Source organism: Reinekea sp. (assembly GCF_046710285.1).
Taxonomy (GTDB): Bacteria; Pseudomonadota; Gammaproteobacteria; order Pseudomonadales; family Natronospirillaceae; genus Reinekea.
Window position 1 is genome coordinate 1 of sequence record NZ_JBKEGY010000033.1, and the last position, 17,415, is coordinate 17,415.

Genomic DNA, 17,415 nt, shown 5'->3' on the forward strand with positions numbered 1-17,415 from the left:
GATAATTTGGTACCTGAGCGGGACGACCTGTTTCAGGCTGCGGGCTTTGGGCTGCGTGTTTAAGAATTAAACCTACCACTGAAACTAGCTTAGGTATCAAATTATCCTTGATCGGGAATCTGAGCCATGGATGGCGAAGTTTAGCGGCGCATGGACGCGCGAACAGCGACCGCTCAAGGATAATTTGGTACCTGAGCGGGACGACCTGTTTCAGGCTGCGGGCTTCGGGCTGCGTGTTTAAGAATTAAACCTACCACTGAAACTAGCTTAGGTATCAAATTATCCTTGATCGGGAATCTGAGCCATGGATGGCGAAGTTTAGCGGCGCATGGACGCGCGAACAGCGACCGCTCAAGGATAATTTGGTACCTAAGCGGAAATCGCCATAGCACTAGAATATGTTTTGCTCGTCTCCGCAGACTCTAATCGCTTATATGGGTCCGCCCGCTGCTGGTAGCTGTATATTTAACGGTGTAAGTCTCAGTTAGAGGTTTAGCCCCTTACCTCTTGCTTAGCGACGCGTTATTATCGGGCTTGTTTTTATCTAACACCTTACAGGCGAGCGAATATGACCCCTTTAATAAGTATTTCTGAGCTTATCGAAGTTACCCAGTCGGGCAGTGATATTATTATTTTGGATTGCCGTTCAGATTTAACCAATCGAGACAATGCCATTAATTTATACCTTGCTGGACATATTCCAGGCGCGATTCACGCTCACTTGGAAGATGATCTATCTGGGCCAATTATTGAAGGCAAGACCAGCAGGCACCCGCTACCGTCACGCGATGCATGGCAAGCTACGTTACGACGTTGGGGTATACAAAAAGATTCAACCATTGTCGTCTATGATCAGCAAAATAGCATGTTTGCCGCAAGGGCCTGGTGGATGCTGCTTTGGGCAGGCATAAACAATGTTAAGGTGCTTGATGGAGGTCTCGACGCTTGGCTTAAAGCAGAACAGCCACTCGAGGAAACAACACCCACACGTACACCTTCCAATATCGACATTAAATTAAAAGATTGGGTTATTACCGCGGACCAACTACTTAACTTACCGGTTCAGATATTGGATGCCCGAGCACTACCACGCTACGCCGGTGAAGTTGAACCATTAGACACCAAAGCCGGCCACATTCCTGGGGCATTAAACGCAGACTTTAGTAAAAACTTACAATCTAACGGCCATTTCCAAACATCAGATGCTCTAGCACAACGATTTGAACAATGTGATGACCAGGTTGTCTGCTATTGCGGATCAGGCGTGTCGGCTTGCCATAATATTTTAGCCTTCGCCATTGCAAGAAGAGAGCTCCCGAAGCTCTATGCAGGCAGCTGGAGTGAATGGATTACAGTGAACAGCCGCCCGATTGCCTCTGGCGTGGAAGGAACTCCGTTATGAAGATTTTTATTCGACTCTTCCTATTCGCATGCCTCAGTGCACACTCCCTAGCCCAGACACACTTCAACGTGCTGGTTTATCATCATGTCTCTGAAAACTCCCCAGCAAGCACCTCTGTAAGCCCTGCGAAGTTTAGAGAACACTTACAGTTTTTTAAAGACAATCAATTTCCAGTTATTGCACTAGACGAAGCGCTAAGTGCAGTTGTTCAAAATAAAACATTGCCGAAAAACGCCATTGCCATAACCTTCGATGATGCCTATCGCAGCATTTATCATAATGCCTTTCCTCTATTAACCGAGTTTGATTACCCATTTACCATATTTGCAGCGACAGACCCGATTGATCAGAAGTTCGCTGACATGCTAACTTGGGATCAGCTCAGAGAGATGAAGCAGGCGGGGGTTATTATTGCGAACCATAGTCGTGATCATGGCTATTTAGTACGTCATCGTAGTTTAGATGAGCTCTGGCTAGCTCAGACACGTTTAAACATCGAATATGCCCAACAAAGGCTTATCGACGAGCTCGGCAACGACATCCCTAACTGGTTTGCCTACCCCTACGGTGAGTTCAGTCATTCGTTACAAGCACTCATCTCAGAGATGGGTTATGTTGGTTTTGCCCAGCATTCTGGAGGCGTAAACTCTGCCAGCAATTTCACCGCACTGCCAAGATTCGCAGCAGCTGGCATATATGCCAATACCAAAACATTGAAGACGAAAATTGAATCCGTGCCTATGCCTATCGATGAAAGCAACCTGTCAGATATGTTAACCGATAATAAACAACCACGGTTCCATGCAATCCTCACAGATATGAGCGATATGAATAGTACCGTAAATTGTTTTGTCGATGGTCAATGGCAGGACACGGTATGGACTGGACAACAAAGCTTTGAACTTGTCAGTACAGAACCCCTAAGTCAGGGCAGGCATCGTTATAACTGTACATCGCCGAGTAAAACACTGGATGCGTTTTACTGGTATTCAAAACCTTGGTTAATTCAAACCAAGGAATAACGGTTTAAGTCAGCGACTTAATCTGGAATTTCGTAATCGAGTACTTCGACCCAATCATTACTTTCAGGTAGGCGCTCCCAAACGGTGCCCACTTGTGACATTTCAACTAACTCACAAATGCTTGGGTCAAGACGCTCCAAACAATCCAGTGGCGCCACACAGGCAGCATTTTCTTCCATGAGGAATTCGTCGGTCTCTAGCCCACTGTAAAAGCGAAAGCCAGTGTCGTTAACATGCTGCGGATCCTCTTTATAAAAGAAACGAATAGGCATCGGACTTTCATTTAGAATCATACTAGACGCTAAGCATAAGTGACCGTTAGACGATGATCCAGAGTGAAGCTCGTTTATCATACTGCGCAATACCTTATAACCTAAGAACAAAAGGGCGGCGGATTATAAGTAAACAAATGAAAATTGCACCCTTGTTTTTTAATTGATTTAACATGAACAAAAAGCAACCTTGAAAATCAATCAGTTAGACGTGTTATTTTTTGTAACTATCGGAGCGTTGAAATGAAACACTGGAAACCTATTTTACTTGCCATCTTGCTACTTCTCCCCTTCTCTGTATGGCAGCTAAGTAAACAAGAACTCTCCGTTAGCACCGTACCAAGCGGATTGACAGATGCTCAGCTCACATGGCTCGACACTCTTGCAGAGCTTACTTACAGCCAGAACAAGTTGCTAAGCTCAGACTGGCACAAGGCTCATACCATGCTCGGTGACACAGTCAAACAAAAACAAAACAGCACTTGGATTCTCAATAAAATGCATCGATATGGTCTATGGGAAAATAACGCACCACCGGCCATTACTGACACAACTCTGAACGAGCTCTTAAAACAAATGGCGCCAGTACCGGCCAGTATTGTGCTCGCTCAAGCTATCATCAGTAGTAACTGGGGGCAGACACCTCAAGCGCGAGTCGCCAATAATTTATTCAATGTGGTTTGTTACGAACCCGAATGTGGCATGGTCGATGACAACTTATCGGCTCACAGCCAATGGAAGCTTTTTAATAGTAAAGCAAGCTCTGTGCGTTGGTTTATAGAACGTTCGTTAAACCAAGAAAGGTTTGAAACGTTTCGCAATGAACGCTTTAAAATGCAACTGCGTGGCGCGCAAATGAATGGCCACTGGTATCGAGATAAATTACCAAAGGAGATCAGTGCAACAATCGCGGAGTTCCATTTAACGTACTGGGGTCAGCTAATCGTTGATGAGATGTAAAGCTATACTGAGTACCATTTCTAAAAATGCCGCGGTATGAGGATTAATCAAAGGGGTTATTTTAATAAGCCTCAGCGAGAGGGATCTCGCTGTGGAGTGTCACATGGATGTGCTTGAACGACTTGTTAAAATAACCCCTTTGGTTGATCCGTACCAACCCACTGCTTCTGTATGGCTGTTCATTAAGCTGGTCGGTAGGCTGCTTTCAGTTCATTAAAGTTAGTCACTACTTCATCCATGACAACCTTATCGAATGGCTGAATACCACTAACGATGAGCTTTTTGTCGCCCTTGCCGACGACCTTATCGCCATCTTTGATGGCAAAGATAAAGTGCACATCACCGCGTTTGCCATTCACTTCTAAGGTGGAATCAACCAATTCAAGATTCGGCTGAGCTATATCCAGTGTGTCTAAGTTAAATGACATACTCTCGTAAATTACTAAAGGACGTTTTGGGTTGAACATTACTTGGTGTTTATCTAGCAATGGCACCAAAATAAATGGGAAATTTTGACCAGAAAATTCAACATAATTACGAATAAAGGCGCTAATCAAAGACTCGTTGTGAGATACATCACCAGAATGCTCAATGGTTGTATATAACTTTCCATTTTCGTCTTTCAACTCTATGGCTTCATCGGCTTTCGTTGGCATAACAATCGGTAGGTCACGACCGACCATACCAGAGAATGATACGGCCATGTTTTGGCTTAAACCATACTTGGATAATGTAATGGCAAACAATAGGTCGCCTGGTACACAAAAGCGCTTCGCATCTGGGTCATGAATTGGATTAAAATCACCCGCAACTTCCTTTGCAAACCGGCTGGCTTGCTCCGCTGATATAATGATCTTATCGTCACTTACGGTATGAAATTCATCTAAAAACACTATAAAACCCTCTAATTACCCTAAAATCACTAAAAATATAACGAAGTTTACTTTGTTAGTCTGCCCTATCTGCCAACAAAATAAAGCCAACAGAGAATATAAGATTTGTGAATTGGAGTTAAAGACGACTTATCGACAAATTTGCAAAACCACATTATGCTCATTCATGACCGATATTATTTGTTCACTGGGTGCTTTATCGGTAAAGAGCATATCTGCATTGGCAATGTTACCCAAGCGCACCATTGCTTTGCGAGCAAACTTACTGTGATCTGCCGCTAACAGCACCTTGCGGCTGTGCTGAATGATCGATTTGGCTACTCGAACCTCACGGTAATCAAAGTCAAGCAAAGTGCCATCTTCATCAATTGAACTTATTCCGATAATGCCGTAATCAAGCTTAAACTGTTGAATAAAATCGAGCGTTGCCTCTCCAACGATACCACCATCGGTCGCACGAACCTCCCCACTGGTCACAATCACGCGAAAATCAGCTTTTTGGCTCATTACGGCGGCGACATGCAAGCTATTCGTTATTACTTGCAAACCCTTATGCTGCATGAGTGCTTGAGCAATCGTCTCTGTTGTGGTGCCTATATTAATAAAGACACTGGCATTATCGGGTATGTGTTTGACGAGATCGCGAGCAATACGCTGCTTTTCGGTGAAGTTCATGATTTTTCGATCACGATATGACATATTTTCGGTCGAATTGACTGGCTTGGCGGCTCCATGAACTCGCCGAACCTTTTGCAGGGCATTTAAATGCGTTAAATCCCTGCGAATGGTTTGCACGGTTACTCCAAAACGCGCAACCATATCCTCTACACGGACAGAACCTTCAGATTCAACCCAGCGGACGATACTTTTTTGGCGTGCGTTCAGCTCTGCAGTCGACAATAGACAACTCCTTTTAACATCAAAAGGCGGTTATTGCCCAGCAGAAGGACCCGCTACAGCGGTTAAGCGAGCATCAAGCGCTTCTATTTGTTTGGTTAACGCTGACAAACGTTTATTAGTTTCTAAGCGTGATGCACTTACCGAACCGACATCCGTTTGCAATACTGACAACTTCTGAGTAAATGCCGCATCGTTGTCTGTTAGCAAGCCCTGCTCTGCCAAGAGGTTTTCTTGTGCAAAGCGAATACTGACAATTTGCTCTTCTAGTTCAGTTAAGGACACCTCAGCCATTTGCTGCTGTAGTGCAGTAACCGTTACTTGTGCATCTGATAACAAACGTTGCTGTTCTTGGGTTTGATTTCCTAGCTGGCCAATTAAAACGGCATTCTGCTCAGAGTTAGATTTTATACCACTCAATGTTGACTCTAGTGTGGCAGCTTTAGCGTTCGCTGTATCAATCAGCTTCGATAAGCTTTTGAGTTCTGCTTGATTATCTTCAATCCAAGCTTTATTGCGTTTGTTGGTCACGTCCCAGAGCTTACGGATTTCGGACATTTGTATATCAGCGTCACTTTTAATCGCTTTAAACTGTGCGTTAATCGCTGTTTCGTTCATTGCGACCGATTCATCTGTTTGCGTTAATGATTGCTCCAAAAATACAATTCGATCGTCGGCTAACACTAAGCGCTCTTCGTAACTGGTGATCGTCTGGTTCAGGCTATACTGCTGCAATGCTAAATAGGCAATGGCTATTCCACCAATAATGACCCAAACTGTATTTAGCCATGAATGGTTCTTAGGTGAACTTGGCTTGCTGGCACGAGGTGCCTTAGCGCTCGGCTTAGCTTCTGGTTGACGAGGAGAGGTACGAACCCGAATGTCATCGCGATCGGGAACCATTCTGGGCAACTCATTCGTTGGCTTAGATTCTGGCATGAAAACAACTCTTCTAATGATAAATAAATTCTATTATCGGAGCATCTAGGTTAGAGAGCAACTAAAGAAGTACAATCAATGAAGCCATTCTTTAAGTTTTTGATGTAATGCGTCGATTCTGACGGGTTTTGACATAAAATCTTGCATCCCTACATCGAAACAACTTTGTCGATCGAGGTCATTGTCATTTGCACTGACTGCAATCACTGAAGTATTGGCAATAGTGTCTTGTCGTGTTCGTATCGCCAGTGTCGTTTCTTGACCACTTAAGCCAGGCATTTGGCAATCCATCAAAATTAGGTCAACATGCTCACCTTCTAGAAGCCCTAGCGCCTCTTCTCCTGAACTGGCACTCACAACTTGAACACCTATTTTACGCAACATGCCACTAAGTATCGTGCGATTTACTTTGACATCGTCAACAACCATGACGACTTTTTCTGCCAATGATTCTAAAGTTGGCGGTTGCTTATCATCAACACCATAAATTGGAGCGTTCAAAGTTAAAATAGCACCACCACTTGGCTTATTCTCTAGAGTAAGCTCTCCTTTAATTACATCATTTAAATTCTTACAAATAAACAACCCTGAAGAGGCGTCGGTCCAACGATCCTCGACACGTTGACTGTTAAGCCATTCAAGTATTTCTACAGGCACGCCAGGTCCACTATCTTCAATCACACATCGTAACATCGGCTGTTCATTAAGGTGATTTACATCTATTTTAACTTTAATGGCGCCAGTCACAGTAGCGGTTAGAGCATTCTCCATCGCTATGCGAATTATTTTCCGAATGTGAAACCAATCTATGTCTACATATTGTGGAATCTTCGAATCGATTGAACACTCTATTCGCTTATTTTCAGTAACAAATAGGTCACTCCAAATATTTAGTATTCTTGAACATTCATTACGAATATTCGTTTTTTGAATGATGGGACATAAATCACCTGCTACTATTTGGGAATAAGCAAATAAGTTATCTAATTGAAAAAAAAGTAACGTTGCAGATTTATCGGCGCCCATGACATCTGGCAATAAGCGACTATCCTCGTCTAACTCTATAGACTCCCTAAGTAACTGAATATGACTAAGTAATGCATGCATAGGTGTTTTAAGTTGATGGCTGCTGGATTTCAAAAACGAGTCTTTCGCCGCTTCACTTCGCTCAACCAAAGCAAATGCCGCTTCTATTTTTTGAAAAGATTCTGCCTCCTGCTCTTTAGATTTTTGCTCAATCGTTCGGATTCGATATGCTAAAGCAAAAGACAGCAATATGGATTCAATAGAAACGCCAATTTCACCCGCATGCAATGTATAAAAATTAAGTGGAAGCGCCCCAGAAATAGCCAAGTTATAAGTTAACATGCCAACAACCATGAATATCCAACTGAGTAAAAACAACCACGCTGCAGAAGTGCCTTTTACCCACGCTATCACTGCAAGAGTCGGTACTAATAATGTAAGCGTTAACATATAAAACGTGCTTAATTTCAACAGCAATGGAGGGTAAATCAACAACGAAATAATTATGAATAAAGGCGTAAAAGAGAACCAAGAAAAGAACTTATCAAACTTAGGTAATAGTTGCTTAATATTTAGAAAGTCACGCGTGAAGCGAAAGGCGCCAAATAAAAACAGCGAGATAAAAACATAACCTAAATTGTGCTGCAGTACTGCGGAGTTATACCATAGATACCTATAGCCGGTGCCGCTAGAGAATACCAAAAACATAAAGATGCTAGCGAGATACAGCGTATACCAGCCGTAACTACCCACTCTTGTGCCTAGGAACAAAAAACCATTATAAAGCGTCATTGCGATCATAATGCCAAACAGTAAATAGATAAACGTCACTTCGGAAACCATGGTTTCAAACAGATCACTTAGCTCACCTAACTGAAGCGGGATCGCCATCGGTGATTTGCCGTATATTTCTACTAAATAACTTTGCTGCGTTTCATTGTTTAGAGGAATCAAGAAGTTACGTAAAGAAAGCCCTCTACTTTCAAAAAGACGAGCATCACCTGTTTCTTGTATTAATGTTATTTCAAACTTATCGTTTGGGAGGTGATTAACTTGGTAGACATTTATATAATCGGTTACCGGATTGCCTAATTCTAACCAAAGCTTATCAGCTGTAGGCCTATTTATAGAAAAATCGATATGCAACCAGATATGACTCTTGGTTTCTCCGTAGCTAGGCCACTGACTCACTGAGCTGAAATATTGTAATTGCTGCCTAATTTCTTGCGCCGATAAGCTTGCGGTTGAGTCTTCGTAAATACTCAACCATTGATACGACTCTCTACCTTCACTAGGAGCATCCTCTGCCAATGCACTGACATTAAACTGCAGAGCAACTAGAATGAGCATCATAGCCATACTTAGACACAACTGTACTCTTTTGACCTTATTCCAACTCAGATACTTATAAATCATGGGGTACAACCCTAATTAATTACTCTAAATGTAGCTAAGAATTGGCTTGAGTCCAACGTAAGCTGAAAAAAGATTCCATTAGCGATTATATTACCTAAAGCGACTATAATTTGAAGCTATAGGGCATTACAATAGAGTCGATAGGGTGTATAACCGCCTTAGTTATCTTATACTGCGCTTGAAATTTCCGCTAGTCGCCCTAATATTGGGGTTAGCTAAGATTAAAAACTTATAAATAAGGGAGAGTACACATGGCTTTTGAATTGCCTGAATTACCATATGCGATTGACGCACTTGCACCACATATCTCTGCTGAGACATTAGAGTTTCACCATGGCAAGCACCATGCGACTTACGTAACTAAGTTAAATGGCCTTATCCCTGGAACTGAATTTGCAGACAAAAGCCTTGAAGATATCATCAAATCTTCTTCGGGTGGCGTATTCAACAATGCAGCACAAATTTGGAACCATACGTTCTACTGGAACAGCTTAAGCCCTAATGGCGGCGGCGAGCCAACTGGCGCTCTTGCTGATGCAATCAAGGTTAAGTGGGGAACTTTTGCAGATTTCCAAGCAGCATTTAACGATAAAGCTGTTAACAACTTTGGTTCTAGCTGGACTTGGTTAGTTAAAAACGCTGACGGTTCTTTAGATATAGTTAATACCAGCAACGCAGCGACTCCGATCACTGGTGACCAAACGCCTCTAATCACTGTCGATTTGTGGGAACATGCTTACTATATTGATTTCCGTAACCTACGTCCTAAGTACCTAGAAGCATTCTGGGCATTAGCAAACTGGGAATTTGCAGCAGCAAACTTTGCTAAGTAAGCTAGCGTAGATTCTATGAGGCCCGCTCTGCGGGCTTTTTTTTATGCCAGTATTTTATCGAGCTGAGCGATCAGCTCTAATAACACCTTCGCCTCTAGCCCTTCACTTTTGAAAGCTTCCTCCGCATAGGGATGCACTTGAGCACCATTAGGTAACTGACAATCCCCTTCAATTAACGCTTTAAGTCGAGCTATATAGACCCATTGCAGCCACTGGGAACAAGCCATGGTGTTCATGCAAAATGGCACGTCACTTTGAAACTGCTCCGCTGTTGGTGGCGTGGCTTGCCAGAGTGCTAATCGCTCCATTTCTACCTGCATTTGCTCTAAAAGTTCCGAAACTACTAATGACACCGAGTAACTCTCACTAATTCAATAAACATTAGCTTAAATTCTAACGTAAATTTGTTATCGATACATTGAGTAGCGTAAAATGCCTCCTATTCATCTTTTTCAGGGTAAACGCATGACAACTCCGAGTTTGGCCGGATTCCTAGAACTCACCGGCGCCAACTTCACTTTATTTGACCTGGGTGTCCAACTCAAAAAAATGCCAAAGGGCGCTTTAAAACAGCTTGATGAAGGCGAGCCCTATCCTAGCCCTTATTTGAACTTTGCATGGTTAGTGATTCTGCTATGGAACCCTGAGAATAAGGCACAAAACAGTTTTTGGTTTCTTAAACTGCCACTCGATGAAATGGGACAATTAGGTACTGCGGTACACAGCGACTTAGTTAACCGCCTTTATCGTTCTATACAAACGCAAGATGAAGCAGAACGTCAGCGATTACTAACCGATCACCCTTATCAATTTACCCCCAGTGATGAGAAAAAAGCTGCATTGCACGCTTATGCGACCAAACAACTCGGTTCACCAGCAAGTCCATTTCACCTTCCCGCTATAAATTACTATTGCGGTACCGATTCTAATCTCGATTGGCAAACGTTGGGGTTACAGGGGATCTCTGATGCACTGGTTCGATTGTCCGATAGAGAAGAGCGAGCACTGATTGAACACATTGCGCACATTCCGAGTGAACCCTTTATCGCGTTAATGCACCAACTAGAACACTGCCAAGCCAGTACTCAACTGGTTCAGGCTATTCTCGGGCGAGCAACCATCTATACACAAGCAGCTGAAATGGTCGCAGTGGTACGTGCCGTATCCCAGAGCAAAGCTAAGTTGTTGGTTCGCCCAGTCATCGAGCAAGGTTTGAAGTTCTTTGCTAAAAACCTCGAATTACTTTTAGCTATTATAACCCGCTACCCGAGTTGGATTAGCGAAACAGATTTTTCGATCCCTATATTAGACCAATTAGCCCAAGTAACCGATATAGATGGCTTCATTCGCACTATTCAGCATTTGTCTATTCAGCCGGGCCAGCAAGGTATTGTCATGACTTTACTTAAGGCACCGAACATTACGCCCGCTTTGGCCAATGCTTTAAGCGCCTTAATTCAAGAGCACAGAGGCCAGCGCGATGTGCACTAATGCTTGTCCTTGTGGCTCAACATTAAGCTATCAAACCTGTTGTGCTCGTTATCACCATCAAGGTATGCATGCAAAAACCGTCGAAGCACTAATGCGTTCTCGATATTCAGCATACGTATTGTGCGATGCGGAGTATTTAATGAAAACATGGACTCCGACTAACAGGCCGGTACTGGATAAAGAAAATTTGGCAGCGACCCAATGGCTCAAACTCGAGGTCATTCAATCTAAACAAGGTTTGAAACAAGGCACTGTAGAATTTAAAGCTTACTATCTAGAGGAAGGCAACGAGTGCCTATTGCATGAGCACTCGCTGTTTAAGAAAACTAAGAACCGTTGGTGTTACGTGAGCGCATTAAGCTAGTCAATTAACCTACGATTACTCACTTGGCTCGTTTAATTGCTTCAACTGTTTAAGTAACGCGGCCGGCAATTGCTTGATCACTAGATGCTCTCTCTCGGCATCAAACTCGATAGCATTCCCTAAAGTATCGTTATTAAAACTAATCGATACTTCCTTACTTTTTCCACTAAAACGAATGAATTTTTTCAGGCTTTTTTGATCAGGTATGAAGTGTTCTTTAATTTCTGGCTTTTTCTCTAGAATATAATTCGACAATGAATCAGCGACACTGCTTTGAGTATCATTGACGAGCTCATCCGAAATAGCTTGGTAAGCCACCGTTTCACCTGATTTAGATTGCTCGACACAATACTCCGCTGCTTTCTTTTGATAGCTAGCGCCCTTCTCCTTTGGCATCGTGTCACTAAAGGCTTTCACCACATCCATAAACAACTTGGTGTCTTCAGTTGGACTCACCGTTTCAGTAAAACCCATGTAGTTAGTTAATCCAGCCTGCAGGGCTCTATCTCCAAACCCAAAGCTCAATGTGATGTATTTTTCTACATCTTCTTCGATTAGGTCGGTCATGTTCACCTGCGCCGCAAAACCTAATTTACTAAAATCAATAACGCTGTTGCCGTGAATGTCTAACTCTGATGTTACGCTTAATTCATCTTTGCTTTTAAACTGACACAACCAGAAAAAATCTCCCTGCTCGAGTGTTTCTTCAACAATTAACCAGTAGCCCTGCGTAGACAGTGACTCATCTTTTAGCAGGGATGCAAAAGACTCTATAATTTGGTGACTGGCGGCAATAAAACTGATTTTTTTACCTTGCAGCGCTCGTATTGAATGGCTGACGGCTCGACCCGTTTCATCGAATTGGCCATATTGTTTACTGCTGCGGCCATAAAAAGACGACTTTATGCGATAGACCAAATCTTCAACGGATTCGTTGAGCTCTAGCTCAGCATCATTGAGGTGTATATCAACTTGGCTCTCGTTGATGGTTAATCCGTGTACAACCGCATGTCTTATGGGCATATCAGCTCCTGAAAGCGTTAAATTAAATCAATTCAAAAAAAGCAGCTATTGTAGCGGGATTAAGCCTAAATTGAATGTTATAAATTAGGCCGATACATTAAATACTTGTCCAGACTCAAATGGCTTAGACAGCAACTTAACAATATTCTTAGCAACGGCATCAGGTGTCGCAAGCTGGCCATTTTCATGAACCTGCTGGAACCATTCAACATTACTAAAATGTTCCGCAGAGGCGCTACGAATAGTGGCCTGCATATTGGTATCCATTATTCCAGGATTTAAGATAGCGCAGTTTATTGGGTAGGCTTGTGCGCTTTGCTCTTGGGCAACAACACGCATGAAATGCTCAACGCCTGCTTTGCTGCCAGAATATAAGCTCCATCCTTCGATGACGGAGGTTGCCGCACCTGAAGAGACAAATGCGATGGTTTTTTCACAGTTCAGCGCTTGAAAGTGCGTTTGAAAGCGCCCTACTATCGAGATAGGCATCGTAAAGTTCACCTCTATATGTTGCCACCATTGCTTTGGCTCACTGGTTGATAAATCACCAATGGGCGAAATTTGAGCGGCGTTCAGAATAAGGACTACTTTTTTCCAACTGCTTTCAGAAAGTTGACTAAACGCCTGATCAATTCCATCAATGGCCGACTCTTTGTGAGATAAATCAACGTCAATGTGCCCTTGTTTATTCCCACTGCGAGAAAACTCAACAATTTCATAATCTAGTTCAAGAAATTGATCATATAGGGCTGCGCCTAAGCCTGCCGAACCGCCAACTAAAATTAGTAAATTTTTCATTGTGATGAACCCTAAGCAAGTGTTTGAATTTTTGCTCACTTTATCACAGACCGAAAAAAACCCAAGTTCCGTTAGGAGCTTGGGTTTACAAATTCAACTGAATTTAATACCTGTTTAGGCTATTCCCAACCTGGTACGCCACTCATGTCGGGTAAATGATGCGCAATACCCTTATGACAATCGATACAGGTTTTTTCGCCACTGGCCAATGCAGTGCTGTGTTGATCTGCAGCTCGCTGGCTCTGCGCTGTGAAATCCATCGCATCGAAGTCATGGCAGTTACGACATTCTAACGAATCATTCGCTTTGAAGCGCGCCCACTCATGCTCAGCTAGCTGTCGTCGCTTAGCCTCATACTTCTCTGGCGTGTTGATAGTGCCAAAAATCTTACCCCATACTTCTTTTGATGCTTGCATTTTACGAGCAATCTTGTAAGTCCACTCATGAGGGACATGACAGTCTGAGCACATTGCACGGACACCTGAGCGATTCGAAAAGTGAATCGTCTCTTGCAGTTCTGCGTATGGGTTGTCTCGCATTTCATGACAGCTAATACAAAACTCTTCGGTGTTGGCATATTCCAGCGCAGTGTTGAAACCACCCCAGAAAATAACACCAGCGATAAAGCCCGCCAAGGTCAAAAAACCTAATGAGTAATGTACTGAAGGTTTTGCAAGCACTTGCCATAAACCCACAACCGTTCCTTTAATTTTTTGCCACATATCGACTCCTTAATGACCCTGGTCTGTTTGTCTTATTATTTCATCCATACTGATGAACTCATTAATTAACAAAGACTTGACCTCTAATTGCGATGCATGGCACTGAGTACAAAAATATCGATTCGGCGATACGTCTGCAAGGAAGTTACCATCGCGATTCATGAAGTGAGTCACGGATATCATCGGAGCTTGCGAGTCAGCCACTCGCTGGCGGTTATGACAAGACAAGCACTTGTTAACCTTTAGATCAATCTGATAGCCATCGATCTTGTGCGGTATCGTTGGCGGAGCCATTGGATAGTCGCGCGTTCGCCGTTGATCATCATTCTGCTCATTTGCCATTCGTGGCGCGGTTTCGTTATCTAACAAGTCAGCTGAACCTCGTAAGGTAGATACTTGGTTTTCTGCCACTGCGAAAGCCATAATGCCAATCAGTGACAATAAGGTTATTAATTTTTTCATGGTCATACTCCTTATACATTCGTCACTTTAACTGCACATTTTTTGTAATCGGTCTGCTTAGAGATCGGATCAGTTGCATCAAGTGTGCACTTGTTAATTAATTGACTAGCGTCAAACCAAGGGACGAAAATTAAACCTTGCGGTGGCTTGTTACGGCCGCGAGTTTCAACTCGAGTGCGTATTTCACCACGACGAGAAGCCACTTTAATTTCATCACCGCGTCGTAAGCCACGATCTCTCGCATCTTGCGGGTGCATATAACAAAGTGCATCGGGTACTGCTTTGTATAGCTCTGGAACTCGTTGAGTCATAGAACCCGAATGCCAATGCTCTAAAACGCGCCCTGTTGATAGCCATAAATCGTATTCTGCATCAGGGCTTTCGGGTGCTGGCTCAAACGGCAATGCAAAAATAATTGCGCGTCCATCGGTGTGTCCGTAGAACTGAACACCACGGCCTGGTTCAACATAGGGGTCGTAGCCTTCACGGAAACGCCACTTAGTTTCTTTACCATTCACAACCGGCCATCGCAAGCCTCGCTCTTCATGGTAAACATCGAATGGGGCTAGATCGTGACCATGGCCACGGCCAAATTCTGCATATTCTTCGAACAAACCTTTTTGAACGTAAAAGCCAAAGTCTTCTGCTTCGTGGTTACCATACTCAGGGTTTACTTCGTCCATCCCATAGCGGTCAACGTTTCCATTCTTATACAAGACTTCGTACATTGACTTGCCTTTGTACTCTGGATTCGCATCAAGCAATTCTGCTGGCCATACGTCTTCAATTTGGAAACGCTTAGAAAATTCCATCAGCTGCCATAAATCTGATTTAGCTTCGCCAGGGGCTTCGGTTAGCTGATGCCAAAATTGCGTACGTCGTTCTGCGTTGCCATAGGCACCTTCTTTTTCAACCCACATGGCAGTCGGTAGAATAAGATCTGACGCTTCACAGGTTACCGTTGGGTAAGCATCTGAAGTCACAATAAAGTTATCAGGGTTACGATAGCCAGGGTAAGTTTCTTCCATCATGTTCGCCGCAGCTTGCATGTTGTTATTTACTTGTACCCAGTAACAGTTGATTTCACCATCTTTTAACATTCGGTTTTGCAAGGCCGCGTGCGCGCCAACTTTCGCTGGAATGGTTCCTTCAGGTAATCGCCATATTTTCTCAGCGAATGCCCTGTGTTTAGGGTTGGTGACCACTAAGTCTGCCGGTAAACGGTGCGAGAATGTACCAACTTCACGAGCCGTGCCACAAGCAGACGGTTGACCGGTGAGAGAGAATGGGCTGTTCCCTGGCTCAGAAATTTTGCCTGTTAATAGATGCAGGTTATAAATCATGTTGTTCATCCAAACACCGCGTGTATGTTGATTCACACCCATGGTCCACAATGACATCACTTTAACATTTGGATCAGCATAAAGTTTTGCCATTTCTAATAGAGCGGCCTCTGAAACGCCTGATTCTTTCGCGGCATAAGATAATGTATAAGGCTTAACAAACTCCGCATAGGTTTGAAAATCAATGCCTTCTGAACCACCCGCTTTATCAGCATTTTTAGCTTTTTGTTCCAGGGGGTGTTCTGGACGTAAACCATAACCAATATCATCATTCCCTTTACGGAAATTAACGTGTTTGGCAACAAAATCTTTATTGATTTTATTGTTTTGAATTATGTAGTTAGCAAGTGCGTTGGCAATGATCAAATCGGTTTGTGGCTTGAAGACCATTGGGATGTCGGCAAGGTCAAAGCTGCGGTGTTCATAGGTCGACATAACCGCCACTTTAACGTGCGGATGTGACAAGCGACGGTCTGTAATGCGCGTCCATAAAATAGGATGCATTTCCGCCATGTTAGAGCCCCACAATACAAATGCATCTGCGTGCTCCATATCATCATAACAGCCCATCGGCTCATCGATTCCAAAGGTTCGCATAAAACCTGCCACCGCTGAAGCCATACAATGCCGTGCATTAGGGTCGATATTGTTTGAGCGGAAGCCGGCTTTCATTAGCTTAGAAGCGGCGTAACCTTCCCAAACCGTCCACTGACCTGAACCAAACATACCGATGGCTTCAGGCCCTTTGTCTTTAAGGGTTTTCTTCCACTTTTCAGCCATGGTGTCGAATGCTTCATCCCAAGAAACTGGAGTGAAGTCACCGTTTTTATCGTACTTTCCATTCTTTTTGCGTAGCAAAGGCTGCGTTAAACGATCTTTGCCGTACATGATTTTGGCTAAAAAATATCCTTTAATGCAGTTAAGTCCGCGGTTCACTTCAGCAAGTTGGTCGCCATGCGTTGCCACAACTTTACCGTTTTTAGTGCCCACAGAAACAGAACAACCTGTGCCACAGAATCGACAAGGTGCTTTATCCCAATGAATTTTATTGTCTTGGCTACTGGCAATCAGGTTCGTTGCCTGAACAGGCAATGAAACGCCGGCTACTGAAGCAGCAGCAGCGGCCGCCTGCGCTTTTACTACATCTCTTCTTGTTAGTTTCATAGATGTCTCCTGCTATGATTCTTGTGGTGCTGTTGATTCGGTTGATGACTCGCCTTGGTTCATAATTAGCGAGGATAATTCTATTTCTTCATCGAGTGCGTCAGTGGTTTCAGCGTGATGAGCAATCATGGCGACGTTTAAAACGCCTTTGTAAGCCTGAATTTCTTCAATGCGCTGCATGACTTTCTTTGCTGTTGGCGCGCTAATAAGTACCACTTCTTTGCCTAAACCATCATTGGCAACACGCTCTACACCCTCAATGCCGTCCATCGCTAAAATTACGGTGGGTAAATTATCTGGACGAACATGAATAACGACACTGACGATGTGCTCTTCTTCATTTTTCATTTGGATCGAAACTGCATTCTTCATGTGTTTTGCCTTTGGT

At 43.5% G+C, this 17,415-nt stretch carries 18 protein-coding genes; 6 read left to right on the forward strand and 12 right to left on the reverse strand.

Features of this window, described 5'->3' with window-relative positions; genetic code table 11:
* The first annotated feature begins 568 nt into the window (after positions 1-568).
* Both ACI882_RS16515 and ACI882_RS16520 read left to right on the forward strand, forming a co-directional pair.
* Positions 569-1,402, forward strand: coding sequence for a sulfurtransferase (locus ACI882_RS16515; RefSeq protein ID WP_411743772.1), 834 nt, complete (start codon positions 569-571; stop codon positions 1,400-1,402).
* Positions 1,399-2,424 (forward strand): polysaccharide deacetylase family protein, encoded by a 1,026-nt coding sequence (locus tag ACI882_RS16520; RefSeq protein ID WP_411743773.1) that lies wholly within the window; start codon positions 1,399-1,401, stop codon positions 2,422-2,424. The genes ACI882_RS16515 and ACI882_RS16520 overlap by 4 nt, the downstream gene beginning before the upstream one ends.
* A 17-nt stretch (positions 2,425-2,441) precedes the next feature.
* Here ACI882_RS16520 and ACI882_RS16525 read toward each other — a convergent pair whose 3' ends face one another.
* On the reverse strand, positions 2,442-2,777 hold the full coding sequence (locus ACI882_RS16525) for a DUF2185 domain-containing protein (protein ID WP_411743774.1): 336 nt from the start codon (positions 2,775-2,777) through the stop codon (positions 2,442-2,444).
* Positions 2,778-2,939: 162 nt separating this feature from the next.
* On the opposite strand from ACI882_RS16525, the gene ACI882_RS16530 reads away from it, so the two are divergent.
* Complete coding sequence (locus ACI882_RS16530; protein WP_411743775.1) at positions 2,940-3,656, forward strand: glucosaminidase domain-containing protein; 717 nt, start codon at positions 2,940-2,942, stop codon at positions 3,654-3,656.
* Positions 3,657-3,838: 182 nt separating this feature from the next.
* Here the strand turns inward: ACI882_RS16530 and ACI882_RS16535 are convergent, their stop codons facing one another.
* The 4 genes from ACI882_RS16535 to ACI882_RS16550 all read right to left on the reverse strand — a co-directional run bounded on the left by ACI882_RS16535 (position 3,839) and on the right by ACI882_RS16550 (position 8,764).
* Complete coding sequence (locus ACI882_RS16535) at positions 3,839-4,549, reverse strand: DUF3581 domain-containing protein (RefSeq protein ID WP_411743776.1); 711 nt, start codon at positions 4,547-4,549, stop codon at positions 3,839-3,841.
* 129 nt (positions 4,550-4,678) lie between these two features.
* Positions 4,679-5,449 (reverse strand): DeoR family transcriptional regulator, encoded by a 771-nt coding sequence (locus ACI882_RS16540; protein ID WP_411743777.1) that lies wholly within the window; start codon positions 5,447-5,449, stop codon positions 4,679-4,681.
* Between the two features lie 30 nt (positions 5,450-5,479).
* Positions 5,480-6,385: a hypothetical protein gene (locus ACI882_RS16545; RefSeq protein ID WP_411743778.1), complete on the reverse strand. Its 906-nt coding sequence runs from the start codon at positions 6,383-6,385 to the stop codon at positions 5,480-5,482.
* A gap of 75 nt (positions 6,386-6,460) precedes the next feature.
* Positions 6,461-8,764, reverse strand: a complete 2,304-nt coding sequence (locus ACI882_RS16550) for a 7TM diverse intracellular signaling domain-containing protein (RefSeq protein WP_411743779.1) — start codon at positions 8,762-8,764, stop codon at positions 6,461-6,463.
* Positions 8,765-9,078: 314 nt separating this feature from the next.
* Here ACI882_RS16550 and ACI882_RS16555 point away from each other — a divergent pair, with 314 nt between their 5' ends.
* Complete coding sequence (locus ACI882_RS16555) at positions 9,079-9,660, forward strand: Fe-Mn family superoxide dismutase (protein ID WP_411743780.1); 582 nt, start codon at positions 9,079-9,081, stop codon at positions 9,658-9,660.
* 41 nt (positions 9,661-9,701) lie between these two features.
* Here ACI882_RS16555 and ACI882_RS16560 read toward each other — a convergent pair whose 3' ends face one another.
* Positions 9,702-10,013, reverse strand: coding sequence for a YqcC family protein (locus ACI882_RS16560; RefSeq protein ID WP_411743781.1), 312 nt, complete (start codon positions 10,011-10,013; stop codon positions 9,702-9,704).
* Between the two features lie 112 nt (positions 10,014-10,125).
* Here ACI882_RS16560 and ACI882_RS16565 point away from each other — a divergent pair, with 112 nt between their 5' ends.
* Both ACI882_RS16565 and ACI882_RS16570 read left to right on the forward strand, forming a co-directional pair.
* Complete coding sequence (locus ACI882_RS16565) at positions 10,126-11,151, forward strand: DUF3549 family protein (RefSeq protein WP_411743782.1); 1,026 nt, start codon at positions 10,126-10,128, stop codon at positions 11,149-11,151.
* Positions 11,141-11,515, forward strand: a complete 375-nt coding sequence (locus ACI882_RS16570; RefSeq protein ID WP_411743783.1) for a YchJ family protein — start codon at positions 11,141-11,143, stop codon at positions 11,513-11,515. Before ACI882_RS16565 ends, ACI882_RS16570 begins: the two co-directional genes overlap by 11 nt.
* A gap of 15 nt (positions 11,516-11,530) precedes the next feature.
* On the opposite strand, the gene ACI882_RS16575 is transcribed toward ACI882_RS16570, so the two are convergent.
* The 6 genes from ACI882_RS16575 to ACI882_RS16600 all read right to left on the reverse strand — a co-directional run bounded on the left by ACI882_RS16575 (position 11,531) and on the right by ACI882_RS16600 (position 17,399).
* Positions 11,531-12,538 carry a nucleoid-associated protein gene (locus ACI882_RS16575; protein WP_411743784.1) on the reverse strand — a complete coding sequence of 336 codons (1,008 nt, stop codon included), beginning with the start codon at positions 12,536-12,538 and terminating at the stop codon, positions 11,531-11,533.
* A gap of 84 nt (positions 12,539-12,622) precedes the next feature.
* Positions 12,623-13,336: an SDR family NAD(P)-dependent oxidoreductase gene (locus ACI882_RS16580; protein WP_411743785.1), complete on the reverse strand. Its 714-nt coding sequence runs from the start codon at positions 13,334-13,336 to the stop codon at positions 12,623-12,625.
* Between the two features lie 119 nt (positions 13,337-13,455).
* Entirely contained in the window at positions 13,456-14,058 is a 603-nt protein-coding gene (locus ACI882_RS16585) for a cytochrome c3 family protein (RefSeq protein WP_411743786.1), read from the reverse strand.
* Positions 14,059-14,067: 9 nt separating this feature from the next.
* Complete coding sequence (locus ACI882_RS16590; RefSeq protein WP_411743787.1) at positions 14,068-14,520, reverse strand: nitrate reductase cytochrome c-type subunit; 453 nt, start codon at positions 14,518-14,520, stop codon at positions 14,068-14,070.
* A gap of 11 nt (positions 14,521-14,531) precedes the next feature.
* A complete protein-coding gene (gene napA / locus ACI882_RS16595) occupies positions 14,532-17,027 on the reverse strand; it encodes a nitrate reductase catalytic subunit NapA (RefSeq protein ID WP_411743788.1) in 2,496 nt (831 codons plus the stop codon).
* Positions 17,028-17,039: 12 nt separating this feature from the next.
* Positions 17,040-17,399, reverse strand: coding sequence for a chaperone NapD (locus ACI882_RS16600; protein WP_411743789.1), 360 nt, complete (start codon positions 17,397-17,399; stop codon positions 17,040-17,042).
* Between the last annotated feature and the right edge of the window lie 16 nt (positions 17,400-17,415).